Genomic DNA, 26,997 nt, shown 5'->3' with positions numbered 1-26,997 from the left:
GGTGTTCACGGTGTATCCATACTGTGCACATGAGCACACCAGCCAGACCGCAGGTCTCGACGCAGACCACTCCCGCACCCTCGCCGAACACGGCACCGAGCCTCGCCGCCGACCGCCCTCAGCCCCCGCGGAAGTGGTGGATCGCCCCGCTCGTCGGCGTGCTGGTGGCGCTGCCGGTCCAACTCGTCGCCGCGTTCCTGCTGCTGGTGTCCCCCATGGCACTGGACTCGTGCTCCGCCGCCAACCCCTGTGGGCGCACCGAGGCCGCCATCGCCACGACCCTGATCCTGTTCCTGCTCGCCGTGCTCTCCCTGGGGCTGCCGTGGTACCCGGCGAAGCGGAAGAGCCGCGGCGTGGGCATCGGGATGAGCCTGATCCCCCTGGGCCTCACCTTGGCGTCCATCGGAACGCTGCTGCTCGGGATCGGGCTCGGCTGACGGCGTGTGTTCGAGGGCGCTTCCGTCGGCTCGCCGAACGGCCCCTCTTGGACGACGGCGGACTGGCGGCCGCCGGACGTCGTGGCGCCTGCGGCACCCGCGCCCATGAGGACGCGGTACGGTCACCGCCGTTCGACGTATTCGACGGTCTGCATCATGCCGAGCTCCTCGTGGTGGAGCTGGTGGCAGTGGGCGATCGTACGGCCGGTGAAGTCCTCGTACCTGACCAGGAAGGTGACCCGGTCCCCGGGTGTTCCGCCGGCCAGGCCGATGGTGTCGTGCCAGACGGGCGGGTCGAGCCGTTCGACGTTGCGGTGGGTGAGGAGGACCTGGTTGGTGTGGAGGTGGAAGGGATGGGTGTGCTCCGGCATCGTCTCGTCGGTGCGCACGGTCCATCGCTCGACGCTGCCGAGACGCAGGGTGTGATTGGTGTAACCGGGGTCGAACAGGCCGTGGGCCCGGTCGCGGGTGAGGTCGCCGCCGGGCTCGGCCGCGGGGGTCGGGTTCGTGCCCAGCACCCGGAAGGCGTTGGGGAACGCCCCGGCGAAGACGCCCGCGTCGGTGTGGAAGACGACTTCCCGGTCCGCGTCCGGATTGGCGATGTCCCGCTCGTCGAGGAAGGGCCTTCCCGGCGGCAGTGAGACCGGCAGCGCCATCGGCGGCTCGACCGGCTCTCCCGCGACCTCGACCGTCATCAGCGGACCGGGCAACGCGGCGGCCCGCAGCTCGTACCGGCCGGGCACACCACCGCGAATGAGGACGTCGGCGCGGTTGCCCATGGCCAGGTCCAGCACGTCCAGGGCGACGGGCCGGGGGAAGGTGACACCGTCCTGCGCGATCTGGTGCAACGTCAGATCACCTCCCGAGCCCGTGACTTGAAGTCGTAGAGCGGTGAACGCGGTGGCGGCCACCAGCCGCCAGCGCTGGACCTCGCCCGGGTGCAGCCGGAGCGTGGGGTTGACCTGCCCGTTGACGGTGAAGACGGAGGGGATGCCGGTCATCCATCCGCCGGAGGTGAAGGCGGGGACCTTGCCGTCCTTGAACTTGAGCTCGTTGACACAGACGACGATGTCGGCGGCGGCCCTGATCTCGGGGACCTCGTCGACATCACCTTCGACGACGATCACCCCCGCCATGCCTCCCAGGACCTGTTCGGCGGTGGATCCGTGCAGGTGGGGGTGGTACCAGTAGGTGCCGGCGGGATGGTCGGCCGGCACCTGGATGCTCGTCCCGTACGTCGGCTCCACGGCCCCGGCGGCAACCTGCTCGGCGGTGCGGGGCGCGAACTCGCGCAGCACGTTGTCGGCATGACCTGACGGGCAGACGTGCATCCCGTGGGTGTGCAGGTTGAAGCTGTTCGCGTGGTGCGGGGTGTTGTGGCCACCGTTGTGGGGCGCATTGGGCGGCAGGCCGTTGATGTGTGTCAGCCGCAGGGTGTGTCCGGCGCGCAGGCGCAGGGTCGGCCCCGGGATCGTCCCGTTGTAGGTCCGCGTGGTCACCGGCCCGTGGCCCGGGATCCGGACGTCCGTGAACCGGACGTCGAGTGTCTGCTCCAGGACGGGCGACGCCGAGCCGGGCACCGCTCGTGAGGAGGACACCGCCGGCTGCGGAAAGGATGCCGGCACCGCCGTCGCACGCGGACCGGCCAGGATGCCGCCGGTCGCCGTGGCGAGGCCGGCGACGTGCATGGCCTTGAGCATCGACCGTCGGCTGATTCCGTCACTTTGCCCCATAGGCGGGCAATGTAGATCAATCAACCCGGGGCATCCCGGGTGACGCACCGCACCGGCATGCAGGAAGGGTGCGGGGCGGGCCCTGTGCGCGGGTATGCACACCGCCTTCGCCCGCAGCGTCAACTGACGTCACTTCAACTGACGGTCCGTCAAAATATTGACACCGAGCCCCCTTTGTCCAGACGCACGGACGGTGGCACTCTCGTCACCGAGCGCGCTTCCGCCGACTCCCGGGCGGGACCGGCGGAAGCGCGCGGACCAGGGCGGCGCGCCGCCCGTACGGGTGAGCGGCCGGCGCCTTCACACGGATCAGAAGGCGTGCGGGCCGAATCGGCCCCAGGCGACGACAGCGGCCAGAACCAGCAGCACCAGGTTCACCGGGACCAGCGACATCTCCCGGCGGCGGACATGGATGACCGTAGCGCCGGCCATGACCAGCACGAGGCCGAGCGCGGCCAGCGGCGTCAGCACCACGGCGATCCCGAGGGCCGCGGGCACCACGAGCCCCACCGCGCCCAGTATCTCCACCGCCCCGATCAGCTTCACCGAGCGTTCGCCCTCGTCCTCGGTCCGCCCTGGGCAGCATGCTGATGCGGCTGCCCGCGGCGCTGGACGCGCAGTTGCAGCGCGACGCCGGGATCAGCCACTTCGAGTACCAAGTCATGGCAGGACTGTCCATGGTCCCCGAGCGCACCCTGCGCATGAGCGAGCTGGCGGCGTTCGCCGAAGGATCACTGCCCAGGCTGTCCCAGGTCGTCGGCCGCCTGGAGAAGCGCGGCTGGGTGACCAGAAGCACCGACCCCACCGACGGCCGCTACACCGTCGCCACCCTCACCGACGACGGGTTCGACAAGGTGGCCGCCACCGCGCCCGGACATGTCCAGGCGGTACGGAGCTATGTCTTCGACGCGCTCACCCGGGCCCAGGTACGCCAGATCACGGCCATCGGCGCCCGTATCGTCGGCGCCATCGACCCCGCGCACCCGCTGGTCAGCGGTGAGATGGAACGGCTTCGCCCGAAGAAGTAGAGGGCGGCCGGGAGGGGCGCGGGGCGAGCCGCGGTTCGCACGCCCCCCTCGTCGGCCCCCGTCGTCGCCTTGCCCCGAGGTCCCGCCCCCGCCGGGACCACCGCCACAAGACGGCACCGACCACTCGCCCCTCATGGCACACTGCGCCCATGTCTGACGGCCCCGTCTCCGCGACGCCGCACTCACGGCCGGATCCGCCCCGCGTGGCCTGGCGCAAGGAGATGCGCGAGCGGGTCATCGCCGAGGCCAGGGCGCTGGCCGCCCAGGACGGCTGGGACCGCGTCCGGGTGGCCGACCTGGCTCTGCGCGCCGATGTGTCACGTCCCTCCATCTACAAGGAGTTCGGCGACCGGGCGGGGATCGGCGCCGCCCTCGTGGAGTACGAGACGCGGGAGTTCCTCGTCGGCCTCGCCGCGGTGCTGGACGCTCATCGCGGCCATCCCGCCCCGGCGCTGGAGGCGGCCGTGGCCCACGCCCTGGAGCAGGCGGACGTCAATCCGTTCGTCGGCGCCGTGCTGACCGCCACGCGCGGGGGCACGGACGCGCTGCTGCCGTTCCTGACCAGCAGACCCGAGCCCATCTTCTCCAGCACCCGGCGACTGCTCCGCCTCTGGCTCGGCGAAACCGTGCCACGTGCCGACGAGAACGCCCGTGCCGCGGCCGCCGACATGGCCGTACGCCTCACCGTCAGCCACATGCTGCTGCCCGCCGAGGACCCGGGAGCGACCCCGCTCCACATAGCGCGGACCGTGTGCGCGGTCCTCGGTGTGCCGGAGCGGGACTGACCGGCCCGAGGGCCTGGCCCCGGCTCGCGAGGGCGTCGCGTGACACCTCAAGCACAGGCTGGGCGGGGCCGGCCGGACCGGCGGACGCCGGGTGAGAAGACGATCACTCTCCAGAAAGGACGCGCCGGACGGACGGAACGGCGCTCGAACACCGAAGACTGACGGGCCGACCCCGCCACGGATCATGTTGCTGCATTCATTCCGTTGTTGCAAGTAGGTCGCAATAAAGGGGTCGTCGGCCACCCGACCCGGGCACGCTCCGGAGTGGCGGCGCGCCTGATGGGCACACCCGCACGCCGACCGACCGCCCGGCGGCGGCGCGACACGGCATCGACCGGCGGCCCGGAATCAGTGCTCCACCTGCGGCGCGGGGGAACAACGCCGCAGCGGCCGCGCCGACGTCCTTCGGCGCGGCCGCTGCGGCCGCTCTCGACACCCGGACATCGGGCGCATGCAGATGATCTTGGCATGCGGCCTTCCCTTTGTGAAGATCCTGTATTCATTTCGTGAACCATGAGGCCAGCTGGACCGACGTCGAGGACGGGCCACCGGCGGCGGCCCGTCGGGACGGTCAACTCCCTTGTCGCCCATCACCGCTCCGTTTATAGTCATGCTGACCATAAAGGAGATCACCCGTGAACTGGAACCTCAGCTGGACCGAAGCGCTCGGCTTCGCGACCGGCGCCCTCTGCGTCTGGCTGGTGGCACGTCAGCACATCGCCAACTGGCCTGTCGGCATAGCCAACAACGTCTTCTTCATCGTGCTCTTCGTCCAGGCCGGCCTGTACGCCGACGCCGGTCTCCAGGTTGTCTTCATCGCACTGGCCGCCTACGGCTGGTGGATCTGGGCCAACGGCTCCGGACCCGATGCCGCCGGTGCCCTGCCGGTGCGTCGTACGACAGGTGCCGAGTGGGCCTGGCTCGCCGCGGCGGGGGTGCTGGGCACCGGCGCCCTGACGCTGCTGCTCGACCGGGCCACCGATTCCACCGTCCCCTTCTGGGACGCGCTCACCACCGCCCTGTCCCTGGCGGCCACCTACGGCCAGTGCCGCAAGCTGCTGGAGTCCTGGTGGCTGTGGATCGCCGCCGACCTGGTCTACATCCCGCTCTACGCCTACAAGGGCCTGTACCTGACCTCCCTGCTGTACGTGGGTTTCCTCGCCCTGTGCGTGACCGGCCTCGTCGGCTGGCGGCGCACCCTCGCGACCACCGGCGCCCGCGCCGCCACGGCGGTGACCGCGTGAGCGCCGCCGCCCGCCGGTACCGCCACGGCCTGGTGCTCGGCAAGTTCTATCCGCCGCACGCGGGTCACCACCATCTCGTCCGCACCGCCCTCGCGCGGTGCGAGCGGCTGACCGTCCTGGTCTGCGCGGCCTCCGTCGAGTCGGTGTCGCTCGCCGACCGGGTGACCTGGATGCGCGAGGCTCACCCGGGGGCCGAGGTCGTCGGAGCGGTCGACGACCACCCCGTGGACGTGCACGACCCCGCCGTCTGGGACGCCCACATGGCGGTCTTCCGCGGGGCCGTCCCGGAGCCGGTGGACGCCGTGTTCACCTCCGAGTCCTACGGCACCGAGCTGGCCCGCCGGTTCGGCGCGGCCGAGGTGAGCGTGGACCCGGATCGCCGCCTGTACCCCGTCTCCGGCACGGCCGTGCGCAAGGACCCGGTGGGCTGCTGGCCGTTCCTCGGCCCGGGCGTGCGCGCCTCCCTGGCCCGGCGCGTGGTGGTCCTCGGCGCCGAGTCCACCGGAACCACCACGCTGTCCCGGGCACTCGCCGACCACTACCGCGCGCGTGGCGGTATCTGGGCGGACACCGGCTGGGTTCCCGAGTACGGGCGCGCGTACAGCGAGGAGAAGCTCGCCGCGCTACGGGCCATCGACCCCGAAGCCGACTGGTCCGGGGTGGAGTTCACCTCCGAGGAGTTCCCCGTCATCGCCCGCCGCCAGGACGCGGACGAACAGCGGGCGGCACGCGGTGGCTCCCCCGTGCTGTTCTGCGACACCGACTCCTTCGCCACCGCGATCTGGCACGAGCGCTACCTCGGTGCACCGAACCCCGAGGTGGCGGCCGTGGCCGCCCTGACCTCGCGCCACCTGTATCTGCTCACCGACCACGAGGGCGTGCCGTTCGAGGACGACGGTCTGCGCGACGGCCCGCACCTGCGCCCGTGGATGACCGGCCGGTTCAGGGAGGAACTGGAACGCACCGGCCGCCGGTTCCTGCTGGTCACGGGCAGTCCCGAGGAGCGGCTGCGCGCGGCCGTGGCGGCGGTGGACGATCTGCTCGCCGAGGGCTGGCGGTTCACCGACCCGCTCCCGGAGCACCGCTGACGGACCCGGCCCGGTCACCGGGGCGGCGGGTCTGCCGTGCGGGCCGGTGCGCGGAGCGCAGGGCCGCCGTCGCGTAGACCCCTCCGGCGATGACGAGCAGACCCGAGAACGTGAGGATCGTGTCGATCCGCCCGAACCGTACTCCGGCGATGTCGGCGGAGAAGCCGCGCAGGACGGTGCTCGCGAGCCAGCCTGCCGCCGACACGCCCACCAGGGCGGCCAGTTGCTGCACCGGGTTGATCACCGCTATCACCCGGCCGAGGTGCGACTGCGGCACGTGGTCGAGCAGCACCGGGGTGAGGGAGGCGTTGACGGCGGCCAGCGGGATGCCGGTCACGGCCAGGACGACGATGGCCGGGCCCAGTCCGGTGAGCCGCGAGTACGCCACCAGGCCGATGCCGGTGAGGATCAGGCAGGTCGAGAACACGCGGGCGCCGCTGAGGCGTCCGGCCAGCCAGGCCGTTCCGAGCGCGCCGGCTACGAGGCCGAAGCCCAGGGCCATTTCGAGCGTGCCGTACCAGCGGGACGCGGCCCCGAGGTTGTCGGTCACGAAGAAGACGTTCAGGGAGTTCAGGGCATCGGCGCCGATGGTGACGAGGACGATCGTGACGACCAGGGCGGTCACCGGCCGGCTGCGCGTGACCATCCGCAGACCGTCGAGGAACTCGGCACGCACCGAAGAGACTTGGGCGGCAGGAGCCTGACCCGGTGGCACAGCGGTGGCCGGACCCGGACCGACCTCGGGTCCCGTCACCGGACGTTTCCGGGTCGGCCGGACCGCCCGTACGGCGGCCAGCGACACCAGGAACGAGACCGCGTTCAGCAGGAGCGCCCAGCGGACTCCGACGGAGAACAGCAGCGGGGCCGCCAGAGGCGGCCCCGCGATGACGGCGATGGCCTGGGTGGCCTGGCCTATGCCGGCCGCCCTGGCACGCTGCTCCGGTTCCACCACCTCGCTGATGAGCGCGAACCGGGCCGGGTTGAAGAACTGTGCGGCGGCGGTGGACAGCAGCACGGTGACGTACACGGCGACGAGGACCGTCGTGTCCGACAGCGTGCCGCCGGGTAAGAACGCGACCACGGTCAGCGAGCCGATGAGGACCGCTCTCACGAGGTCGGCGCCCAGCATCGTGCGCCGGTGGTCCCACCGGTCGACGAACACTCCGGCCGCGGGACCCACCAGAAGGGTGCCGACGGCCATGACGACCACGAGTGCGGACACGGCTGCCGGCGCGTACGGCCTGCCGGCGAGCACCACGGTGCCGATCCACAGGGACAGTGTCGTGCTGAAGGCGAAGTCCCCTGTCTGGGAGACGAGTTGACCGACCCACAGCAGCCGGTAGTCGCGGTTGATCAACACCATCGCGTCATTGTGGGGGCACCCGCGCAAGGTTGGGAAGAGCCCTGTGCGCCCCTAGCCTTCACCCTCCCCGTCGTCCCCCGTCGGCCGGAACTGGTTCGCCGGTACGGGCAGCCCGTAGTGCTCGCGCAGGGTCGTGCCCTCGTACTCCTCGCGGAACAGGCCCTTGGCGCGCAGGATCGGCAGGACGTGCTCGACGAAGGCCGCGAGGCCCGAAGGCAGGGCGGGCGCCATGATGTTGAACCCGTCGGCGGCGCCGCCCTCGAACCAGGCGATGACCGTGTCCGCGACCTGCTCGGGCGTGCCGACGAACTCGAAGTGGCCGCGGCCACCGCCCAGCCGGGAGATGACTTGGCGGACCGTCAGCCGCTCTCGTACCGCGAGATCGATGATCAGGTCGGAACGGCTCTGTGAGCCCTCCAGCTTCGGCCTCGCGAGGATGAAGTCCGGCAGTGGGGAGTCGAGTTCGAAGGCCGAGGGTTCGGTCTCGAAGACGGCGGCCAGTTGGCGCAGCCCGTACTCCGGGACACGCAGTTCGTCGAACTCCCGGGCCAGTGCGCGGGCTTCGGCCTCGGTCGACCCGATGTACGGGACGATCCCGGGAAGGACGATCACCCCGTCCGGGTCGCGTCCCGCCTTGCTCGTACGTGCCTTGATGTCGGCGTAGAAGGCGGCCGCGCGCTCGTAGGTCGTGTGGGCGGTGAAGATGGCCTCGGCGTGGCGGGCCGCGAATTCCTTTCCGTCCTCGGAGGAGCCGGCCTGGACGAGCAGGGGGTAACCCTGCGGCGGACGCTCGACGTTGAGCGGTCCGGCGACCTTGAAGTACGTGCCCCGGTGGTCGAGCCGGTGCAGCCGCTCGGGGTCCGCGTAACGTCCCGCGGCCCGGTCGACCACGACGGCGTCGGACTCCCAGCTGTCCCACAGGGCCTTGGCCACCTTCAGGAACTCGTCCGCGCGGGCGTAGCGCTCGGCGTGGCCGGGGCGGTCGTCGAGGCCGAAGTTGGCGGCCTCGTCCGCCCCCGCCGAGGTGACGATGTTCCAGCCGGCCCGGCCGCCGCTGACGTGGTCCACGGAGGCCAGTCGGCGGGCGAGGTTGTAGGGCTCGTTGTAGGTCGAGGACACGGTGGCGATGAGACCGATCCTGCTGGTCGCCTGGGACAGGGCGGTCAGCAGCGTCAGTGGTTCGAGCTGGCCCGGCGGCCGGAACTCACCGGTCCCGACGAGGGCGGGTCCGTCCGCGAGGAACAGCGAGTCGAACTTGGCGCTCTCGGCGAGCTGTGCCAGCTCGATCCAGTGCCGGAGGTCGAAGTCCGCCCGGGGGTTGCTGTGCGGGAGCCGCCACGACGCCTCGTGGTGGCCGGCTTCCATGAGGAAGGCGTTCAGGTGGAGCCGGCGCTGCTTCTCGGTCACGGGTTGTCTCCTTCGCGTCGTGGCGTACGGGGTGGGGGCTGCGGTCACTTGAAGGTCAACTTGGAGCTGTCGTAACCCGCCGGGAGCAGGTTGTCGGTGATCGACGAGAGGTCGACCTTCTTGGTGATCTGGCCCGCCTCCAGGAAGGCGTCCGCGAGCTTCTGCTCCAGTTCGATGTCCGACTTCTCCACCGGGGTCACCCGGTTCGAGTAGGCGGCCAGCGACGCCTTGGCGTCCTCCAGCGGGATGCCCTGCTCCTGCGCGAGCGCCTTCGCGTACTGATCGGGGTGCTTGATGGCCCAGGCGTACTCGCGGGAGAGCCGCTTCAGTGCGTCCGTGAGGGCCGCACGCTTGGTCCTGTCCTTCAGTGACGAGTCGCTCGCCACGTAGTAGCTGCTCGTCTGGTCGATCGGCGGGAGGCCCTTGACCAGGATCCGTGCGCCGTTCTTCACCGCGATCGCCGACTGCGGGTTCCAGATCGACCAGGCGTCCACCTTGCCGGTGTTGAACGCGGTCGCGGCGGCCGCCGGGTCGAGGAACACCAGTTTCGCGTCCTTGGGGCCGAGCCCGGCGCTCTTCAGCGCGTTCAGGGCCAGTCCGTGCGCGGAACTGCCCTGCGGTACCGCGATCCGCTTGCCCTTGAGGTCGGCTGCCGTCCTCAGCTTCGAGCCCTTCGGGACGACGATGTTCTCCACCGCCTGGTCGGGCGTGAGCGAGCGGTTCACGGCGACGATCTTGAAGCCGTACTCCTTCGCGGCGCCGGTGATCGGCGGTACGTCACCGACGCTGCCCAGGTCTATGTCCCCCGACGCGGCGGCCTGCACGAGTGGTGGGCCGTAGGTGAACCGGGCGAACTTCACCTTGTAGGGCGCGCTGTCGAAGACGCCGGTCAGTTTCGCCAGGGCCTGGCTGCCGTCACCGCCATTGTCCCCGATCGTGAAGGTGTACTTGCTCCACTCGGGGTGCTGGGCACTGCTCGCGTTGCCGGCGTTGCTCAGCGGCGCCGCGGTGTCCGAGGAGGATCCGCAGGCGACGAGCGAGCCCGCGAGGGCGAACGGACCGACGGCGATGACGAGCCTGCTGATTGCGTTGCGCATGGGATTGTCCTGTGCTCTCTGTGCTGGAGGTGAGTGTTCGGGGGTCAGTGCTGCCCGGCGAGGCCGAGGTCGTCGAGGAGCCGGGCGCGGAGTTCCTCGCGTGCGCCGCTGGCTTCGCGGTCCGCCGCGGAGAGGTCGACCTGGTGCGAGGTGCCGATGCGGCCGTCGCTCATCACGAGGATGCGGTCCGCCAGGGCGATCGCCTCGTCGATGTCGTGGGTGACGAGCAGCATGGCCGCTTGGTGCCTGGTCCGCAGGGCCCGTACGAGGTCGTGCATGCGCAGCCGGGTGATGGCGTCGAGGGCCGCGAACGGCTCGTCGAGCAGGACGAGTTCGGGCTCCGAGACGAGCGCTCGGGCAAGGGACACCCGCTGGGCCTCGCCGCCGGAGAGCTCCTTGGGCCATGCCTTCTCACGGCCCGGGAGTCCGACCTCGGCCAGGACGTCCCGGGCCCGCTGGTCGGCGTCGGGTCCGTGCAGGCCGAGCGTGACGTTGCGCAGGACGCGCTGCCAGGGCAGCAGTCGGTCGGCCTGGAAGACGACGGCCCGCTTCGCCGGAACCTCCACCCGTCCGCCGTCCGGCCGGTCAAGGCCGGCGAGCAGTCGCAGGAGGGTGCTCTTGCCACAGCCCGAGGGACCGAGCAGGATCACCAACTCCCCCTCGTCGATGGTGAGATCGAGGTGGTCGAGCACCACCCGGTCACCGAAGCGCCGGACGACCCGCTCGGTGACGACGCCGGTCCGCCGGCGGAGATCGGTCGCGACTGTGCTGCTCATGACGCCTCATAACTGGGGCGCCACCGCAGCAGCACCCGCTCGAGAGCCCGGACGAACTGGTCGGCCAGCAGACCGAGGAGTGAGTAGATGACCAGGCCCACGAAGACCTGGTTGGTCTGGAGGTAGGTCTGTCCCTGGGTGATGAGGAAGCCAAGTCCCTTGTCCGCGTTGACCGTTTCCGCGGCGACCAGACCGAGGACGCTGTAGGCGAGGGAGAAGCGCAGGCCGACCAGGAAGCCCGGCAGGGATCCGGGCACGAGCACCCGCGTCACCAGGCGCCAGGTGCCCGCTCCGGTCGTACGGGCCATCTCGATGAGCCGCTGGTCGACTCCGCGGATCGCGGCGAACAGGTTGAGGTACATCGGGACGCCCGCGCCGAAGGAGATCAGCAGCACCTTCGTCAGTTCGTCGATGCCGAACCACACGATCATCAGCGGCAGCACCGCGAGGAGGGGGATCGTGTTGAGCACCTGGACGACTCCGTTGAACAGGTACTCACCGCTGCGCAGGAGTCCGCCGAGCACTCCGGCGACGATGCCCACCGTCAGGCCGAGCGCGAGACCGATGCCGGCCCGTTGCAGCGAGATGGCCAGGTCGGGCCCGAGCACGCCCTGCCGCCAAAGATCGACGGCGGATTGCACGATCGAGGTGGGTGCTGGGGCGTAGGTCTTCGTCACCACTCCGGCCCGGGCGAGCACCTCCCAGGCGACGAGGATCGCGACCGGGGTCGTGTAGATGCCCAGGGGCCAGCGCAGCCGCTCACGCAGTGCGCCGAGTGGGGTCCGGCGGCGCGCGCCTCGTGGCTGGAACACCTCGCGTTCCCGCTCGGCGACGCGGTCGGCCGGGGGGCCGGCGCGGGCGGTTGGTTTGTGGAGGGACAGGGTCATGGGGAAGTCCTTCTGGGAGAGGTGGAGTTACTACCGGGTGGTGAGGGACGGAGCGGCTACGAGGGATGGGCCCACGGGCGCGTACAAGGTCCGGGCCGGTGCCGGGGACGAACGGGCAGCGTCGTCTCGCCGAGGGCGCTCACGGCCGACGCGCACGCCACAGGAACGCCGGGCCGACCCTCACGCCACAGGCACGCGCGACCGACGCTCACGAGGAGCGCAGACGGCGACAGTCACGCGGGAGGCCCGTACGGCGACAGCGCCCGACCACTCGTACGACCTCCCCGCGTGGGCGGGTCCCGCCACGGAGGCGTCTGCCCGCGTCAGCGGTGGAGAGGTGAGGTCGCGGCGGCTCGGAATGCGGACGCGATGATCCCGCGGAACATGAACAGCGTTATGTCACAAGGGATGTGACACCGCGTCCGTCCGACGGGCACAGCAGGGAGCGCATCGGCTGCCGGGGACGATCTACCGGGTCAGCGACAACAAAACGCACTGGCGACGTGCGCCAGATCGATGTGGCGCCGCCGGGTCAGGTCCACGCGCGGGTTCATGGAACGGGAGTTCAGCAGACGGTCACATCGGTGGTCAAGGAATTCGGAACTGGTCTTGCATGGCGGACACCGGACGCCCCTCCCTTTGCCGTGGACGCCCGACGAAACACGCCTGTTCGGCTGGTTCGCGACGCCGCCATGTGGTTACCTGGGCTCATGACCGTGCTCGTGACCCGCCGCCACGTCGATTTCGCGCGTGTCACCACCACCGGTTGTCCGGCCGCGAGCTGACGTCACGCTCGGGCTTCTGACCAGCGTGTCCTTCGCCTTCACCGCGGTGCGCTGAACACCGCTTCCCACGCATCTCCTTCATCGCGTCGCCCTCCCCGGGTCGCGCTCCCCGCGTGACCTTCGCCGCCTCGCCTTCGCCCCCTTGCGTCCGCGTCGCGCCGAGCGCCGCTGCCTGCCGGCGGTGGTCGGCGGCGCCATAAATTCTCACGCCTTCCCGTTCTCACTCTCCGTACAAGGAGCAGCACCATGAGCCAGCCCATCGACTCCGTCACCGCCGGCCACACCCCGGAAGAAGCACCCGCGGGACCCGACACCTCGGCATGGTCCTTCGAGACCAAGCAGATCCACGCCGGAGCCGCGCCCGACCCGACGACCGGCGCCCGCGCGACGCCGATCTACCAGACGACGTCGTTCGTGTTCCGGGACACCCGGCACGCGGCCGACCTGTTCTCGCTGGCCGAGCCCGGCAACATCTACACGCGCATCCACAACCCCACCCAGGACGTCTTCGAGCAGCGAATCGCCGCGCTGGAGGGCGGAGTCGCGGCCGTCGCGCTCGCCTCCGGACAGGCCGCGGAGACGCTCGCGATCCTGACGCTCGCGAGTGCGGGCGACCACATCGTCTCCAGCACGTCGCTGTACGGCGGCACGTACAACCTCTTCCGGCACACGCTCCCCAAGCTGGGCATCGAGGTCTCCTTCGTCGACGACCCCGACGACGTCGCGTCCTGGCGGGCGGCGATCCGGCCGAACACCAAGGCGCTGTTCGCGGAGACGCTGGGCAACCCGCGCGGCAACGTGCTGGACGTGCGGGCGGTCGCGGACGTCGCGCACGCCGAGGGGGTACCGCTGATCGTGGACAACACGGTCCCGACTCCGTATCTTCTGCGGCCCCTTGAGCACGGCGCGGACATCGTCGTGCATTCGGCCACCAAGTTCCTGGGCGGGCACGGGACCACCATCGCGGGCGTGGTCGTCGACGGCGGCACCTTCGACTTCGGCGCGCACGCCGAGCGGTTCCCGGACTTCACCGAGCCGGACCCGAGCTACCACGGCCTGCGGTACTGGCCGGCTCTCGGCCCGGGCGCCTTCGCGGTCAAGCTCCGGGTCCAGCTGCTGCGCGACCTCGGGCCCGCGCTGTCGCCGCACTCCAGCTTCCTGCTGCTCCAGGGCGTGGAGACGCTGAGTCTGCGCATCGAGCGCCACTCGGCGAACGCCCAGGCGCTCGCCGAGTGGCTTGAAGGGCGCGACGAGGTCGCCGCCGTCCACTATCCGGGCCTCGAATCCAGCCGCTGGTACGAGGCGGGCCGGACGTACCTGCCGCGCGGCGCCGGTGCCGTGGTCTCCTTCGAGCTGCGGGACGGCGTGGAGGCGGGCAAGCGGTTCGTCGACGCGGTCGAGCTGTTCAGCCATCTCGCCAACATCGGGGACGTACGCAGCCTGATCATCCACCCGGCGTCCACGACCCACAGCCAGCTCGACGAGGAACAGCTCGCGGCGACCGGCACCTCCCCCGGTCTGGTGCGCCTGTCGGTCGGCATCGAGAACCTCGCCGACCTCAAGGCGGACCTGGAGGCAGGGTTCCGCGCCGCCAAGGGCGCGTCCTGAACCCGGTATTGACGACCCATCAGGAACCTCTCCCGCCGGCCACCGGTGGCTGGCGGGAGGGGGACCCTGCGGGGCGTCGTCAGTGGTACGCCCGCGAACAGTCGCTCGCGCTGGAGGCGGGCGGTGAACTGCCGGGTGCGCGGCTCGCGTTCGAGACCTGGGGCCGGCTCGCGCCGGACGCCTCCAACGCGGTCCTCGTGCTGCACGCCCTCACCGGGGACAGCCATGTCGCCGGACCGGCCGAATCCGGGCACCCCACGCCGGGCTGGTGGGATGGCCTCCTCGGAGCGGGACGCGCCCTGGCCCCCGACCGCTGGTTCGTCGTCGCACCGAACGTCCTCGGCGGCTGCCAGGGCAGCACGGGACCCTCGTCGCTGCGAACCGCCGGGGGCCGCTGGGGCGGTGACTTCCCCTTCCTGACACAGCGCGACCAGGTGGCGGCCGAGGCCGGGCTGGCCGACGCGCTCGGGATCGAGCGCTGGGCGCTGGTGGTCGGCGGTTCGATGGGCGGGATGCGGGCTCTGGAATGGGCCGTGTCGCGTCCCGAACGCGTCGGCGCGCTCCTGTTGCTCGCCACGACCGCCGCGGCGAGCGCCGAGCAGATCGCCTGGGCCGACGTCCAGGTGCGTGCCATCCGCTCCGACCCGAACTGGCTCGAAGGCCGGTACCACGACAGCGGCCGCGCTCCGCACACCGGACTCGGCCTGGCCCGGCGGATCGCTCATGTCACCTACCGCAGCGAGCCGGAACTCCGGGCGCGCTTCGGCCGTACGCCCCAGGGCGCCGAGGACCCCTGGCACGGCGGCCGGTACCAGGTCGAGTCCTACCTCGGTCACCACGCCGACAAGCTGGTGCGCCGGTTCGACGCGGGCAGTTATGTCGTGCTGTCCGAGGCCATGAACAGTCATGACATCGGCCGGGGGCGTGGGGGCGTACGCGCCGCCCTGCGCCGGGTGACCGCCCGTACCCTCGTCGCGGGGGTCGGCTCCGATCGCCTCTATCCACCGGCCCAGCAGGCGGAACTGGCGGCGGGCATCCCCACCGCCGACGGGCTCAGGATGATCGAATCGCCGTACGGGCACGACGGCTTCCTCATCGAGGTGGATCAGGTGGCGGCGCTGGTGCGTGAACTCCTCACCTCGGAGGACGCCGGGTAGGCACACCCCGCCCGACGCCTCCAGGGGCTCACGCGATGGGCCGGCGGGAAACCCTCAGCCCTTGTCGCCCGCGCCCGAGGCGGTCTTGGAGAAGCCGTGCTGCCAGGCGGCCTTCGCCCCGGAGTCGCCGATGCGGTAGACGTCCACGACGGCTCCCGCGGCCACCACCAGCGACAGCACCGTCGCGGCGACCCGCACCCACGTGCCCGGGCGGCGCGCGGTGTCCGGGGCCTCGGGGGCCGCGGTGCGGCCCACCCACCACCACACGGCGACCGCCAGCACGAACAGTCCCCCGGCCCAGGGAAGAAGACCGTCGCCGAGCTCGGCGTGGCGGCGCACCAGCGCGTTGTCGCCGACGTGTCCCTCCAGCCATTCACCGGCGTTCGTCGTGAGCGGCACGCTCACGAGGGTGGCCAGGGCGACGAGCGGCAGCACGAGGCCCAGGCGCCGGGCCGCCTGGGGCCATATCGCGCAGACCACGAGTGCGAGCGCGGTCAGGGGAACGAGGACGACCACGAAATGCACCAGCAGGACGTGCGCGGGCAGGCCGTTGACCAGGCTCATCGACAACTCCTTGGGAGGGGTGAGTACGCACCCGTGTTGATCAGGCGCGCCAGCCTGTCACAGGAATCTCTCAGCTTCTTCTGAGTACCGCGCCATCGCTCCCGGTGGACCGATCCGACGGCGTCCCGCAGGACAGCGGGGGGCCGTGGATAGTCCCATACGGACTCGATTGTGCGATCGATGGATTCGGGCATGCCGTCGCGGGCGGGGCCCTCTACCGCGCCACACGACTGACATGAAGCCGTCACACTGGAACGGAATGCGGGCTCGTCGGCCGCTCGTTCCAACGGACATGACTGTTGGTGTAGCACTCGACGCATCCGACGCGCGGAACCAGGTCGACGCCAGTGTGCGACTGGCCGAGGAAGCCTCGGCCGCCGGTCTGCGATCCGTCTGGTTCGGCCAGACCTTCGGCGCGGACTCGCCCCAGCTCGCCGCGCTCGTGGGGCGCGCGGTACCGGACCTGCACGTCGGCACCTCCGCCATCCCGGTCTTCGGGCGTCACCCGCTGCTGGTCTCCAGCCAGGCCCAGACCGCCCAGGCGGCCACCCACGGCCGCTACCACCTCGGACTGGCGCTCGGCACGAAACTGCTGACGGAGACCGGGTTCGGTCTTCCCTTCGAGCGCCCCATCGCCCGCCTGCGCGAATTCCTCACCGCGCTGCGCCAGTTGACCGAGACCGGCACGGCCGACTTCCACGGTGAACTGCTCACCGCAGCCACCCCGTTCCCGGCGCGCGTCCCGGGCGCCGAGACCGGCGTTCCGCTGCTGGTGGCGGCGATGGGCCCGCAGGCACTGCGGGTCAGCGGCGAGCTCGCGGACGGGATCCTGCCCTACCTCGCGGGACCGCGCGCGCTCGCGGAACACATCGTGCCCGCGCTGACCTCCGCCGCGCAGGCCGCCGGACGGCCGGCGCCCCGGATCGTGGCGCTGGTGCCCGGCGTGGTCACGGACGACGTGGACACCGTACGGGCGCGGGCCGTCGAGAACCTCGCGTTCTACGAACAGATCCCGTCGTACGCCCGGGTCATCGAGCTCTCCGGTGGCCGGCGCGCCGCGGACCTGGCCGTGATCGGCGACGAGAAGGCGGTCGAGGCCGAGGTCCGGCGCTATCGCGACGCCGGTGCCACCGAGGTCGTGTTCTCGGGCACCGCGATGGCGGGAACGGCGGACCGGCTGCGCACATGGGCCCTTCTCGGCGAACTGGCCCGGTGAGAGCGTCCGCGACCCCGAAGAGTCCCCTCGTCCCGACGTCCTCCCTGATCCCGTATCCCGGATCCCGCGCATCTCGCATCCGGCATGCATCCCGCATCCCACACCACCGCACCTCGCTTCCCGTACAGCCGTATCCCCTAGTCCCCGCACAGGGCCGTACCCCCGCCTGCCGAAGGAGAGTTCATGACCACCGAGGCGACCACAGCAGACCTCCACGCCTTCACCGAACAGTGGCTGGAGTGGTACCGCGAGCAGGAGGCCCGGCTCGCGGATCCGCACGGATTCCTGGCGATCACCGGACTGCACTGGCTCGACGAACGGCCGCACCGCTTCCCCGACGCTCCCGGCGCGTGGCGCACCGGCCCCGAGGGTGTCGTCGTCGTCCTCGACGACGGTGAGGAACTGGTCGTCGACGGGACCCCGGTGCACGGAGAGCACCGCTTCGGCGTGCTGCCCGAGCGCGGTGGCGTCCACGCGCTCTGGAAGGACGCCGTCATCGAGGTCGCCAAGCGGGGCGGTCAGGACATCGTGCGCCCCCGGCACCCGGACGCGCCGCTGCGCACGGCCTTCACCGGAACGCCCGCGTACGCCCCGGACCCGCGCTGGGCCGTGACAGGCCGCTATGTCCCCTTCGACCGGCCACGGCCCACCACCGTGGGGGCCGCGGTCGAGGGCCTGGAGCACGTATACGACGCTCCGGGCAGCATCGAGTTCGAGCTGGACGGCCACCGGCTGTCGCTGACCGCCTTCCCCGGGCACGGTCAGGGACGGCTGACCGTGCTGTTCACCGACGCCACCTCCGGGGTCACCACCTACGCCGCGAACCGGTCCCTGTCCATCGAGCCGCCCACGGCCGACGGCACCGTCGTGCTCGACTTCAACCGCGCCGCGAACCTGCCCTGCGCCTACACGGACCTGGCCACCTGCCCGCTGCCCCCGGCGGAGAACCGGCTGCCGGTGGCGATCGAGGCGGGCCAGCGGATCCCGCGCGAACGCGGCGGCTCCTGAGCCTTCGCCGGCCTGGACGGCGGCCGACCGTGGCATCTCCTCCCCGCCGCGGCGGCCGCCTCCCGCATGCCTCATGGCGCCGACAAGGTGCCGCGACCGATGAACAGGACATGGAGGAGGGGGAGTTCGAACACCACCGTCGGCGAGACCTGTCGGGATCGCGGGACGCGTACGGGCTCCGGTGCACGAGTTCCCCGCCGCCGCGACCGACACGAGCTGAGGACCGACGTCATATGACCACTCCCACCATCACCTCCCTCGCGTTTCTCACGCCGGGCAACTTCGCCGACGACGACCCGTACACGGGACTGGAGGAGACGCTCCAGCTGTTCGAGTTCGGTGAACGGTCGGGTTTCGACGGTGCCTGGATCAGGCAGCGGCACCTCGAACACGGCGTCGGCTCGGCCGCCGTGTTCCTGGCCGCCGCGGGCCAGCGCACCGAGCGGATCGAACTCGGCAGCGCCGTCATACCGATCGGCTACGAGAACCCCTTCCGCCTCGCCGAGGACCTGGCGCTGGCCGACGTCCTGTCCCGGGGGCGGCTCCAGATCGGCTTCAGCACGGGGATGCCGCACGCCGACCTGCTCGGCGACCTCGTGCACGACGGGGACTGGCGCGGCTTCGACCTGTCGTACGGCAGGATCGCCCGGGTCCTGGACAATCTGCGCGGCGATCACCTCGGCGGCCCGGACACGGTCATCCACTCGCCGGGCAACGTCCAGCGCCCGCGTCTTCAACCGCACAGTCCCGGTCTGGCCCGGCGCATCTGGTACGGCGGGGGAAGCCTGCGTTCGGTCCGCTGGGCCGGTGAGAGCGGCCTCGGCCTGCTGACCGGCAACATCGTCACCGGCGAGGGGACGGACGACTTCACCACGGCCCAGCTGAACCTGCTGGCCGCGTACCGCCGGGCGCTGTCGCCCCTGAGCGCGGAGCGTGCGCCGCGGGTGGCTCTCGGGCGGGTGATCGTGCCCTTCGACAGCGCGGACGCGGCGGGAAGGGCCCGCTACCGCGCCTACGCGGCGGCCCGGCACGCCCGGACCCTGGCGCCTCAGGGCCCGAAGCGGACCCTGTTCGCCCCCGATGTGGTGGGCACGTCCGAACAGATCCTGGAGCAGTTGACCGCCGACCCGGTCCTCGGCCAGGTGTCGGAGCTGCGTCTGGAGCTGCCCTACGAGTTCCACCGCGAGGAGTACGAGCAGATCCTGCACGACGCTCGGCACCTGATCGCGCCCGAACTCGGGTGGCGCCCCGCGTCGAACGGAACAGAGCCGGCCGGATTCGAACCGGCGTCCTCCCACATGAGGTGAAGGCGCGACGACCTCTGCGCTACGAACCCTGTCCCTCCGGCGATCATACGGTCCACCCGCGCTTCCCCACTCGGATTTCCGGCACCACCGCGCCCCCGTCGGCCCCGCGTTTCGCGCGGGCCGGCGGGGGCCGACGTTTTCGATCAAGGACGAGCACCCGTTACCTGGAAGAAACAGTTCCGCAACCTTGACTGTATTGGTCCAGTCCAATAGCGTCACCTCCGCACAGAACCCCACAGCAAACAACTCCCCCCTACCGTCACGTTGTTGACGGAACATCACCCCCTCCGGGAGGGCCCCCGTGGTTTCCCGACGTTCCTTCCTGGCCGGAGCCGTTGCCGTCGCAGGCACGGCCGTGCTCAGCCCGTTCTCACCGGTCTCGCCGCTGACGTCCACAGCGGCGGCGGCGGGAGTCTCACTCCCCGTGAAACTGGCGAACAACTCCGGCCACGACACCGTCTACGCCTACATATCCGGCACCGACAGCAGCGGCTGGCCGGTCTTCGTCTCCGCGAACGGCGCACTGAACCGACTGTCCAGCCCCTCGTCGCCGGTGACCCCCATCGCCGACTACTCGATCCCGCTGGGCGCCTCCGGTTCGGCCGCCAGGACCATCACGCTGACCGACTACATCATCGGCGGCCGCGTCTGGTTCTCGGTCGGACAGAAACTCCAGTTCTTCGTCAACCCGGGCTCCCCGCCCGGTGTGGTGCAGCCCGCCCTGGTGAGCTCCGACCCCAACTGGGCCACCAACTGGACGTTCTGCGAGTTCACCTTCAACAGCGCCAACCTGTACGCGAACATCTCCTACGTGGACATGGTCGCGCTGCCGATCTCGATGGCCAGCACCGGCAGCGGGGGCAGTCAGTCGGTCAGTCCGCTGCCCGCCGGCGCCCTCGCCTCCATCGCCTCCGGCCTCCAGACACAGCACGCATCCGACGGAGCGCCCTGGGACAGGCTGGTGGTCACCGACTCCTCCGGTGGGGTGCTGCGCGTGATGGCGCCCGCGCACTCGCCGGTGGACTTCGGCGGCTACTGGAACGACTACCTGAACCGGGTCTGGAGCCACTACGCCTCCACCCCGCTGACCATCAACGGCCAGGGCAGCATCGGTTCCTACACCGGCACCGTCTCGGGCAACGCCATCGTCTTCTCGGGCCTCAACACGAACGGCGTGCCGTTCACCAAGCCGAGCGCCGTCGACATCTTCGGCTGCGCGTCCGGACCCCTCTACAACTCCGGAGGAGACGCCCGCGGGGCGATCGCCGCCCGGCTCGCCGCCGCGATCAACCGCAGCACCCTGCTGGTCTCGGGCGGCAACAACAACCCCGACGGCGTGACACCCTCGCAGTACTACACGGACCCGGTCACGAACCACTACGCCCGGCTGGTCCACAAGTACGCCAGCATCGGCTACGCCTTCCCGTACGACGACGTGGGCCCGACCGGCTCCGCCCCCGTCGACGGGCACATCCAGGACGGCGCGCCCACCTCCTGGAGCATCACCCTGGGCGCCGGCACCGGCTCGGGCGGAGGATCGGGCGGCGGCACGGGCAACGTGAGCGCCTACAGCACCATCCAGGCGGAGTCCTACTCGGCGCAGAGCGGGACCACCACCGAGAGCTGCTCCGACACCGGCGGCGGCAGCGACGTGGGCTACATCGCGAACGGCGACTGGCTGAAGTTCTCGTCCGTCGACTTCGGTTCGAGCTCTCCGGCCCAGTTCAAGGCCCGGCTGGCGTCGGGCGCGGCCGCCGGTGTCAGCGGTGCCGTCCAGGTACGGCTCGACAGCACCACCGGCACGAAGATCGCCGAGATCAGTTTCGCCAACAGCGGCGGCTGGCAGACCTGGCAGACCGTTCCCGCGAACATGCTCGCCTCCGCCACCGGAGTCCATGACGTCTACCTGGTGTTCTCGGGCAGCACCTCGGACTTCACCAACGTCAACTGGTTCACCTTCACCAGCTGACCCGGATCCGCGGCAGCGACGGTGAGAGCGGTGCGATCGCCCCGGCAGGGGGGTTGCACCGCTTTCTCCGTGTCAGTGGGCGATGCCGTCGATCAGCTCGCGGGCACCCTGGCGCAGCAGGGCCAGTGCCACGGAGGCCCCGAGGTCCGACGGGCTGAGGCGCCCGGCCCATTCGTGCGCGTTCAGGACGGTCTTCCCGTCCGGGGTGAACACGCAGGCGCGCAGCGACAGATCGCCTCGGGACGCACTGGCGTAGCCGGCGATCGGGCTGTTGCAGTGGCCCTGGAGGACGTGCAGGAACATGCGTTCCGCCGTGGCCTCCTGGTAGGTGGCGGCGTCGTTCAGACCGCTGACGACGTCGATCGTGGACGTGTCGGCCTCACGGCACTGGAGTGCCAGGACGCCGGCCCCGATCGGCGGGCACATCGTCTCGGTCGACAGGATCTCGGTGATCACGTCGGTGCGGCCGATGCGCTCCAGTCCGGAGACGGCCAGCAGCAGTGCGTCGACCTCTCCCGAAGCGAGCTTGTCCAGGCGGCGGTTGGCGTTCCCGCGGAACGGCACGCATTCCAGCTGCGGGTGGGAGGCGGCGAGTTGGGCGACCCTGCGCACCGAGGAGGTCCCGATCCGGGTACCCGCGGGGAGTTCGTCCAGGAGCAGGCCGCCGGGGTGGACGAGGGCGTCCCGGATGTCGTCCCGCTTGAGGAACGCGGCGAAGGTCGTGCCGGCCGGGAGCGGCCGGTCCGCGGGCACGTCCTTGACGCAGTGGACGGCGAGGTCGGCCTCCCCCGCGACGAGTGCCGCGTCGACCTCCTTGGTGAACGCCCCCTTGCCCTCGACCTTGGACAGGTCTCCCATCCATTTGTCGCCGGTCGTCCTGACCGGGATCACTTCGGTCCTCAGACCGGGATGAAGCACGCCGAGCTCGGCGCGGACGCGCTCCACCTGGGCCAGGGCCATGGGCGAGTCGCGGGAGACGATACGGATCAGCTCAGGGGCGGACATGTCGTACACGATAGTGCGTCACCGCCGGGCTCCCGTACCGAACCCGAAGGCCCAACTCAGGTGCGCGGGACGGGCGTTCGACCCTCGGACAGAGGGCCGGGAACGGTCCGCACACAGGGGGCGTCGCCTCAACCCGCTGCGGCGCCACGGCGTCTCGCCGCGGACCGGGCCACCGGGATCCCCGCGGCCGCCAAGAGGAGCAGCACCCCGCAGACGACGGCCGCCGTCCAGGACGCGTCCAGGCCGGTCACGGAGTCGGCGGCCGTCGTCCCCGTCAGGCTCAACACGGGTGCGGGGTGCTCCGGTTCGGGCTGTCCCGCCACCGTCTTCTGGTCCCAGGTGACGACCTCGCCGTCGTCGTACCGCTGCGACGCCACGAAGGCCAGTTCGGACACCCCGGTGGGCAGGCGGTCGATGTGGACGACGAACTCGGCTCCGTCCTCCCCGCCGATCGCCCCGCCGGACCAGCCGACGGTGCTGGCTTCGCCGCCCGCGCCGGCCGGCTCGACGGTCCAGCCCGCCACCCGCTCCGCGCGCATCCCCCGCACGCCCTGCGGTGCCTCGATCCGCACCCCGACGGTCCGCGCGGACGCCTTCTCGTTCGGCACATGGAACGTCATCTCCACATTCCGCGCGCCGGGGGCCACCTCCTGGTCGGCGTGCACGTGCACATGGGCCCAGGCCGGGGCCGCCATAACCAGCAGCAGTGCCGCGGTGACGAGGGCCACGGCGGTCCGGGCGGGGGGAAGGAGGTTCATGGGTCGGTTCCTCTCGGGCGCCCCGGGGGCGGACGGACGGGGCGGGACGGGCGGGGTGCGGCGGGGTTGCGTGGTCACGCGGGCGGAGCGGTGGTGACGAGGGCCGCGGTGATGCCCAGTACGGCGGCCGCAACGAGCAGTTCGGCCAGCAGGCCGCGTCTGAGACTGCGTACGAGCGCCGCTTCGGGCGGCGCGGTCGGGGCCGGTGCGGTGAGCGTCAGCGTCGTGCCCGCCGCGTCGAAGGTCGGCGGGGGCGGCGGGGGTGCGGGGCGCGTGACGTGCCGGTGGACCCAGCGGCGGGCCAGGGCGCCGAGCGCGACGATCACGGCGACTCCCGCCGATTTCAGGAGCAGCAGCCGGCCGAACCGTGTGCCGAGGAGATGGCTCGCGGAGCCCACCTCCCGCCAGGCCTGGTAGGTCCCCGTCACGACGAGGGCGACGACGGCGGTGAACGCCAGCCGGGAGAACCGGGGCAGCACGGCGGCCGCTTCGCCGAGAAGAGCGGGGCGGGACACGGTGGCCGCGATCAGCGCGAGTCCGCCCAGCCAGAGCGTCATGGCGGCCAGGTGGACGAGGTCGGCGGCCATGGCGAGCGGTGCGTACCGGCCGTCGACGGCGTGCCCGGTCGGCGGCCAGGTGCCCCAGAGCACGGTGACCGCGGCGGTGGTCGCGAGGACCAGCGGCTTGGCGGGCCCGTCTCTTCCCGCTCTTCCCGCCGAGGCCGTGGCCAGCAGGGTCGCGGCGCCGAGCACCGGCAGGGTGTAGAAGCGGACCGCGTAGGCCAGGTCGGTCGTCGCCGCGTGCTGGTGGGCGTCCGATCCCGACCAGGCCTCGGCCAAGGCTCTGCCGTCGGCCCAGACGGTGTGGACGGTCAGGGTGGCGAGTGTCCCGGCGGCCAGCAGACCGAGTCCGCCCCACACCAGGAGGCGGGTCCTTCGGTCGCGCAGCGCGGCGGGCCACAGCCAGAGCGCGGCGAGCAGGACGCCGGGTCCGAGGGCGAGTCCGGCGTAGCCGGTCCCCCGGGCCGCCCCGAGGAGCCGGCCGGACCAGGCACCGTCCGCGCCGGCGAGGGGAGGGACGGCGCCCACGACCTGGCTGGCCGCGCCGATGGAGAACCGGTAGGTGCCCGCGACGGGATGCCCGTCGGCCGAGGTCACCTGCCAGGCAACGGAGTACGTGCCCGGGCGCAGACTTCCCGGCAGGGCCGTGCGCAGGGTCTGCCTCCGCCGGTCGTCGGGGTGGCCGCCGAGGTCCGTCCGGCGCATGTGGTCGTCGAAGACGCGCACCGCGTCGGCGCCCGCGGTCACCGGCTGGCGGAACGTCAGCGCGACCTGTGCGGGCAGACGGGGCAGCACCTGGCCGGCGGCGGGTTCGCTCGACAGCAGGCCGGTGTGCGCGGTGGCCGGGACGGCGGACGCGGCCTGGAGGAGCAGCGCGCACAGCACGAGGCCGAGCGTGGTGACGATACGGCGCATCCGTTCTCCCCCTGGTGCAGTGGCCGGACGGCACGTCCAGGGTGCCGCCGCGCCGCCGCCACGGGCAGCCTCGCCCTTGGGGGGTGCGACCCCCTCAAAACGAGGGGGTCAGGACCGTACCGGCAGCACGGTGCGCACTTCGGTGCCTCCGTCGGCGCGTTCGGTGATCGTGACCTCGCCGCCCAGCTCTCCGGCCGTGTCCCGGATGAGCTGGAGTCCGAGATGGCCGGTGCTGCCGAGTGCGCTGCCAGGACCCTTCCCGTCGTCCGTCACCACCACGAGCAGGTGGTCCTGGCCGCCGGTGACGTCGATCCATGCCCGGCCGGCGTCGGAGTGCTTGAGGATGTTGGTCACGCACTCGCGTGCGCAGCGGTAGGCCGCCGCCGCGAGATCCGGCCCCAGCGCGCCCCGCACGTCGACGGTGGGCGAGACGGTGATGCCCTCCCGGCGCAGTCGTTCGGCGAGCAGTTCGACCGCCTGCGGCAGTCCGTCCTCGGTCAGGTCCGGCGGGTAGATGTCCACCATCAGCGTCCGGAGCGAGCCGACGGCCCCGCGCAGGACCTCGGAGATGCGGTCGAGCATGCCGCCCGTGGCCGCCGGGGTGCCGGCCGGCAGGTCGGACCGGACGGCGGCCAGCGCGTACCCGGCGCCGGCGAGGTCCTGGACGACACCGTCGTGCAGATCGCGGGCGATCGCGCGCCGCTCCCGCTCCGACGCGGTGAGCGCCTTGCGGAGGAGGCGGCTGCGCTCGGCGTCGGCCTGGCTGACCCGGCGCAGCAGTTGCACCGAGACAGGGAGCTGGGCGACCAGGAGCAGGAGCAGGGCCAGGATCGAGAAGGGTACGAGGGTCCGCATCAGCTCCTCGCGCGCGGTGGCCACCCGCTCGTCGGTGGAGTACACCTCGAGCGCCAGCCGTTCGCCGGAGTCCAGGTCGAGGGGGACGTAGACCTCCACCAGCCGGGTGCCGCCGTGGGGCTCGGTGATGTTCTCCTCGTCGGAGAGGTCGGTGAGGTCCGCCCAGCCGGCGTGCTTGTCGATGGTCGTGCGCACGTCGTCGTTGAGGGGGAAGGACATGCCGATGGCCTGGGGCTCGTTGGAGTAGAGCACTTGTCCCTGCCGGTTCCACACCTTCACGCGTACGATGCCGGCCTCGCTCTCGCGCGCCTCGACCGCCGCGTCCAGCTGCGCCTGCGCGCCGCGGTCGCCCTGGATCAGCCGGGGCATGACCGGCTTGAAGATCACGTTGCCCATCAGCTGCGCGGACCGCGCGGCCTCGTGGAGCGCGGTCCGCTTGGCGATCGACTCCGCGGCGAACACGGTGGCCGCGCCGACGACCGTGAAGGCGCCGAGACCGATCAGGATCATCGCGATCACGGCATGGCGGACCGTTCTGCTGCCCTCCGGTCCGGGTGCGCTGAGCGTGTCGTCGCGTCCGGGGGTCGCGGGGCCGACGCGGTCGGCGTTCACAGGGCGTTCGCGGTCAGCCATCGCTGTGCGCCTCGACGAGACCGAGCTGCTGCGCCTTCACGACGGCCTGCAACTGGGAGCGCACGCCGAGCTTGAGGTGGATCGACTTCACATAGCCGCGGCAGGTGTTGACGCTGATGCCGAGCAGTCTGGCGATCGCGGCGGGGGCCAGCCCCTTGCCCATCAGCGTGAGCACCTCGGTCTCGCGGGGGGTCAGACTGGCCACGACGGGATCCTCGGTGGCCGGTGGCCGGGGCGGTTCACCGAACATGGAGGCGGACACGAGCATCGATCCCTGGCGTACGTCGCGCAGGACGCCCAGCATCTCGTCCAGGGAGCCGGACTTCGGCACGAACGCGCTCGCTCCGGCCTGCGCGGCGCGGACCACCCAGTCGGGATCACGGTGGGCGGAGACGATCACGACGGTCGCGTCCGGCGTCGCCTCGCGGATCCGCCGGGTGACCTCGAGTCCGCTCTCCGCGCCGAGCGAGATGTCCATGACGACCATGTCGGGTCGTTCCCTGACCGCCAGTTCGACGGCCGCGGAACCGGTGCCCGCCCAGCCCGCGCAGTCGAAGTCCGGCTGGGATCCCAGCGCGAAGGCCAGCAGCTCCGCGAAGGTCCGATGATCGTCCACGATCAGCACCCGTGTCGTCGGGGCACCCTGTTGTCCCGGCATGTTCTCCCCACCTCAGCGGACCGCCACCATGGCCGGAACGCATATGCCATGGAATCACGGTGTGGATGAAGGGAACACGGGTTGTGAAGAAATTGTGTCCTCACGGAAGGCCGACCCCTCCGGTTTGGGGGGTGGCTGTGACGCCCGGGACCAG

General features: G+C 71.3%; 25 protein-coding genes and 1 tRNA gene. 12 read left to right on the top strand and 14 right to left on the bottom strand.

Features of this window, described 5'->3' with window-relative positions; all coding sequences use genetic code 11:
- Positions 1-29 precede the first annotated feature (29 nt).
- The gene (locus WJM95_RS32455; protein ID WP_339134246.1) at positions 30-437 is read left to right on the top strand and encodes a hypothetical protein; all 408 of its coding nucleotides are present in this window, start codon (positions 30-32) and stop codon (positions 435-437) included.
- 122 nt (positions 438-559) lie between these two features.
- Here WJM95_RS32455 and WJM95_RS32450 read toward each other — a convergent pair whose 3' ends face one another.
- Positions 560-2,170, bottom strand: a complete 1,611-nt coding sequence (locus WJM95_RS32450) for a multicopper oxidase domain-containing protein (protein WP_339134244.1) — start codon at positions 2,168-2,170, stop codon at positions 560-562.
- A 309-nt stretch (positions 2,171-2,479) separates the two neighbouring features.
- Entirely contained in the window at positions 2,480-2,716 is a 237-nt protein-coding gene (locus WJM95_RS32445; protein WP_339134242.1) for a DoxX family protein, read from the bottom strand.
- 38 nt (positions 2,717-2,754) lie between these two features.
- Between WJM95_RS32445 and WJM95_RS32440 the strand changes: the two genes are divergently transcribed.
- The 4 genes from WJM95_RS32440 to WJM95_RS32425 all read left to right on the top strand — a co-directional run bounded on the left by WJM95_RS32440 (position 2,755) and on the right by WJM95_RS32425 (position 6,315).
- The gene (locus WJM95_RS32440; protein ID WP_339134240.1) at positions 2,755-3,198 is read left to right on the top strand and encodes a MarR family winged helix-turn-helix transcriptional regulator; all 444 of its coding nucleotides are present in this window, start codon (positions 2,755-2,757) and stop codon (positions 3,196-3,198) included.
- Between the two features lie 149 nt (positions 3,199-3,347).
- Positions 3,348-3,983, top strand: coding sequence for a TetR family transcriptional regulator (locus WJM95_RS32435; protein WP_339134238.1), 636 nt, complete (start codon positions 3,348-3,350; stop codon positions 3,981-3,983).
- 635 nt (positions 3,984-4,618) lie between these two features.
- Positions 4,619-5,227: a nicotinamide riboside transporter PnuC gene (pnuC, locus tag WJM95_RS32430; RefSeq protein WP_339134236.1), complete on the top strand. Its 609-nt coding sequence runs from the start codon at positions 4,619-4,621 to the stop codon at positions 5,225-5,227.
- Positions 5,224-6,315 carry an AAA family ATPase gene (locus WJM95_RS32425; protein WP_339134234.1) on the top strand — a complete coding sequence of 364 codons (1,092 nt, stop codon included), beginning with the start codon at positions 5,224-5,226 and terminating at the stop codon, positions 6,313-6,315. The genes pnuC and WJM95_RS32425 overlap by 4 nt, the downstream gene beginning before the upstream one ends.
- On the opposite strand, the gene WJM95_RS32420 is transcribed toward WJM95_RS32425, so the two are convergent.
- From WJM95_RS32420 to WJM95_RS32400, 5 genes are read right to left on the bottom strand one after another with little or no spacing between them, the layout of a single operon-like run.
- Positions 6,287-7,678: an MFS transporter gene (locus tag WJM95_RS32420; RefSeq protein ID WP_339134232.1), complete on the bottom strand. Its 1,392-nt coding sequence runs from the start codon at positions 7,676-7,678 to the stop codon at positions 6,287-6,289. The genes WJM95_RS32425 and WJM95_RS32420 overlap by 29 nt on opposite strands.
- Positions 7,679-7,729: 51 nt before the next feature.
- Positions 7,730-9,085: an LLM class flavin-dependent oxidoreductase gene (locus WJM95_RS32415; RefSeq protein WP_339134230.1), complete on the bottom strand. Its 1,356-nt coding sequence runs from the start codon at positions 9,083-9,085 to the stop codon at positions 7,730-7,732.
- A 44-nt stretch (positions 9,086-9,129) separates the two neighbouring features.
- A complete protein-coding gene (locus WJM95_RS32410; protein WP_339134227.1) occupies positions 9,130-10,182 on the bottom strand; it encodes an ABC transporter substrate-binding protein in 1,053 nt (350 codons plus the stop codon).
- Between the two features lie 44 nt (positions 10,183-10,226).
- Positions 10,227-10,958: an ABC transporter ATP-binding protein gene (locus tag WJM95_RS32405; protein ID WP_339134225.1), complete on the bottom strand. Its 732-nt coding sequence runs from the start codon at positions 10,956-10,958 to the stop codon at positions 10,227-10,229.
- Positions 10,955-11,845: an ABC transporter permease gene (locus WJM95_RS32400; protein WP_339134223.1), complete on the bottom strand. Its 891-nt coding sequence runs from the start codon at positions 11,843-11,845 to the stop codon at positions 10,955-10,957. The genes WJM95_RS32405 and WJM95_RS32400 overlap by 4 nt, the downstream gene beginning before the upstream one ends.
- A gap of 503 nt (positions 11,846-12,348) precedes the next feature.
- Here WJM95_RS32400 and WJM95_RS32395 point away from each other — a divergent pair.
- The 3 genes from WJM95_RS32395 (at position 12,349) to WJM95_RS32385 (ending at position 15,395) form a co-directional block, all read left to right on the top strand.
- Positions 12,349-12,630: a hypothetical protein gene (locus WJM95_RS32395; RefSeq protein WP_339134221.1), complete on the top strand. Its 282-nt coding sequence runs from the start codon at positions 12,349-12,351 to the stop codon at positions 12,628-12,630.
- Positions 12,631-12,876: 246 nt separating this feature from the next.
- Positions 12,877-14,238, top strand: coding sequence for a bifunctional o-acetylhomoserine/o-acetylserine sulfhydrylase (locus WJM95_RS32390; RefSeq protein ID WP_339134219.1), 1,362 nt, complete (start codon positions 12,877-12,879; stop codon positions 14,236-14,238).
- A gap of 8 nt (positions 14,239-14,246) precedes the next feature.
- A complete protein-coding gene (locus tag WJM95_RS32385; RefSeq protein WP_339134217.1) occupies positions 14,247-15,395 on the top strand; it encodes a homoserine O-acetyltransferase in 1,149 nt (382 codons plus the stop codon).
- A gap of 54 nt (positions 15,396-15,449) precedes the next feature.
- Here WJM95_RS32385 and WJM95_RS32380 read toward each other — a convergent pair whose 3' ends face one another.
- Positions 15,450-15,959 carry a DUF2231 domain-containing protein gene (locus WJM95_RS32380; RefSeq protein WP_339134215.1) on the bottom strand — a complete coding sequence of 170 codons (510 nt, stop codon included), beginning with the start codon at positions 15,957-15,959 and terminating at the stop codon, positions 15,450-15,452.
- A gap of 292 nt (positions 15,960-16,251) precedes the next feature.
- Here WJM95_RS32380 and WJM95_RS32375 point away from each other — a divergent pair, with 292 nt between their 5' ends.
- From WJM95_RS32375 to WJM95_RS32365, 3 genes are all read left to right on the top strand, one after another.
- On the top strand, positions 16,252-17,175 hold the full coding sequence (locus tag WJM95_RS32375) for an LLM class F420-dependent oxidoreductase (RefSeq protein ID WP_339134213.1): 924 nt from the start codon (positions 16,252-16,254) through the stop codon (positions 17,173-17,175).
- A 183-nt stretch (positions 17,176-17,358) separates the two neighbouring features.
- Positions 17,359-18,183, top strand: coding sequence for a DUF1684 domain-containing protein (locus WJM95_RS32370; RefSeq protein ID WP_339134211.1), 825 nt, complete (start codon positions 17,359-17,361; stop codon positions 18,181-18,183).
- Between the two features lie 110 nt (positions 18,184-18,293).
- A complete protein-coding gene (locus WJM95_RS32365) occupies positions 18,294-19,490 on the top strand; it encodes an LLM class flavin-dependent oxidoreductase (protein WP_339135994.1) in 1,197 nt (398 codons plus the stop codon).
- Here the strand turns inward: WJM95_RS32365 and WJM95_RS32360 are convergent.
- Positions 19,447-19,520, bottom strand: a tRNA-Met gene (locus tag WJM95_RS32360). The two genes, WJM95_RS32365 and WJM95_RS32360, sit on opposite strands and share 44 nt — an antisense overlap.
- 271 nt (positions 19,521-19,791) lie before the next feature.
- Here WJM95_RS32360 and WJM95_RS32355 point away from each other — a divergent pair.
- The gene (locus tag WJM95_RS32355; protein WP_339134209.1) at positions 19,792-21,459 is read left to right on the top strand and encodes a beta-1,3-glucanase family protein; all 1,668 of its coding nucleotides are present in this window, start codon (positions 19,792-19,794) and stop codon (positions 21,457-21,459) included.
- A gap of 72 nt (positions 21,460-21,531) precedes the next feature.
- Here WJM95_RS32355 and hemC read toward each other — a convergent pair whose 3' ends face one another.
- The 5 genes from hemC to WJM95_RS32330 all read right to left on the bottom strand — a co-directional run bounded on the left by hemC (position 21,532) and on the right by WJM95_RS32330 (position 26,843).
- Positions 21,532-22,464: a hydroxymethylbilane synthase gene (gene hemC / locus WJM95_RS32350; RefSeq protein ID WP_339134207.1), complete on the bottom strand. Its 933-nt coding sequence runs from the start codon at positions 22,462-22,464 to the stop codon at positions 21,532-21,534.
- A gap of 128 nt (positions 22,465-22,592) precedes the next feature.
- On the bottom strand, positions 22,593-23,222 hold the full coding sequence (locus tag WJM95_RS32345) for a DUF1775 domain-containing protein (protein ID WP_339134205.1): 630 nt from the start codon (positions 23,220-23,222) through the stop codon (positions 22,593-22,595).
- 74 nt (positions 23,223-23,296) lie between these two features.
- Complete coding sequence (locus WJM95_RS32340) at positions 23,297-24,697, bottom strand: copper resistance protein CopC (protein WP_339134203.1); 1,401 nt, start codon at positions 24,695-24,697, stop codon at positions 23,297-23,299.
- Positions 24,698-24,805: 108 nt separating this feature from the next.
- Positions 24,806-26,185: a histidine kinase gene (locus WJM95_RS32335; protein WP_339134201.1), complete on the bottom strand. Its 1,380-nt coding sequence runs from the start codon at positions 26,183-26,185 to the stop codon at positions 24,806-24,808.
- Entirely contained in the window at positions 26,178-26,843 is a 666-nt protein-coding gene (locus WJM95_RS32330) for a response regulator transcription factor (protein ID WP_339134199.1), read from the bottom strand. The genes WJM95_RS32335 and WJM95_RS32330 overlap by 8 nt, the downstream gene beginning before the upstream one ends.
- Positions 26,844-26,997: the final 154 nt, after the last annotated feature.

The organism is Streptomyces sp. f51 (assembly GCF_037940415.1).
In the GTDB taxonomy this organism is placed as follows: domain Bacteria; phylum Actinomycetota; class Actinomycetes; order Streptomycetales; family Streptomycetaceae; genus Streptomyces.
Note: the sequence above shows the minus strand (reverse complement) of the source record. Positions and strands in the feature narration are given on the sequence as shown.

Coding starts and splice junctions, on each gene's coding strand:
- WJM95_RS32330 (WP_339134199.1), bottom strand. CDS start 26,843: ATGCCGGGACAACAGGGTGCCCCGACGACACGGGTGCTGATCGTGGAC.
- WJM95_RS32420 (WP_339134232.1), bottom strand. CDS start 7,678: ATGGTGTTGATCAACCGCGACTACCGGCTGCTGTGGGTCGGTCAACTC.
- WJM95_RS32365 (WP_339135994.1), top strand. CDS start 18,294: ATGGAGGAGGGGGAGTTCGAACACCACCGTCGGCGAGACCTGTCGGGA.
- WJM95_RS32455 (WP_339134246.1), top strand. CDS start 30: ATGAGCACACCAGCCAGACCGCAGGTCTCGACGCAGACCACTCCCGCA.
- WJM95_RS32450 (WP_339134244.1), bottom strand. CDS start 2,170: ATGGGGCAAAGTGACGGAATCAGCCGACGGTCGATGCTCAAGGCCATG.
- WJM95_RS32335 (WP_339134201.1), bottom strand. CDS start 26,185: ATGGCTGACCGCGAACGCCCTGTGAACGCCGACCGCGTCGGCCCCGCG.
- WJM95_RS32405 (WP_339134225.1), bottom strand. CDS start 10,958: ATGAGCAGCACAGTCGCGACCGATCTCCGCCGGCGGACCGGCGTCGTC.
- WJM95_RS32370 (WP_339134211.1), top strand. CDS start 17,359: ATGACCACCGAGGCGACCACAGCAGACCTCCACGCCTTCACCGAACAG.
- WJM95_RS32380 (WP_339134215.1), bottom strand. CDS start 15,959: ATGAGCCTGGTCAACGGCCTGCCCGCGCACGTCCTGCTGGTGCATTTC.
- hemC (WP_339134207.1), bottom strand. CDS start 22,464: ATGTCCGCCCCTGAGCTGATCCGTATCGTCTCCCGCGACTCGCCCATG.
- WJM95_RS32400 (WP_339134223.1), bottom strand. CDS start 11,845: ATGACCCTGTCCCTCCACAAACCAACCGCCCGCGCCGGCCCCCCGGCC.
- WJM95_RS32340 (WP_339134203.1), bottom strand. CDS start 24,697: ATGCGCCGTATCGTCACCACGCTCGGCCTCGTGCTGTGCGCGCTGCTC.
- WJM95_RS32345 (WP_339134205.1), bottom strand. CDS start 23,222: ATGAACCTCCTTCCCCCCGCCCGGACCGCCGTGGCCCTCGTCACCGCG.
- WJM95_RS32375 (WP_339134213.1), top strand. CDS start 16,252: ATGACTGTTGGTGTAGCACTCGACGCATCCGACGCGCGGAACCAGGTC.
- WJM95_RS32440 (WP_339134240.1), top strand. CDS start 2,755: ATGCTGATGCGGCTGCCCGCGGCGCTGGACGCGCAGTTGCAGCGCGAC.
- WJM95_RS32435 (WP_339134238.1), top strand. CDS start 3,348: ATGTCTGACGGCCCCGTCTCCGCGACGCCGCACTCACGGCCGGATCCG.
- WJM95_RS32390 (WP_339134219.1), top strand. CDS start 12,877: ATGAGCCAGCCCATCGACTCCGTCACCGCCGGCCACACCCCGGAAGAA.
- WJM95_RS32410 (WP_339134227.1), bottom strand. CDS start 10,182: ATGCGCAACGCAATCAGCAGGCTCGTCATCGCCGTCGGTCCGTTCGCC.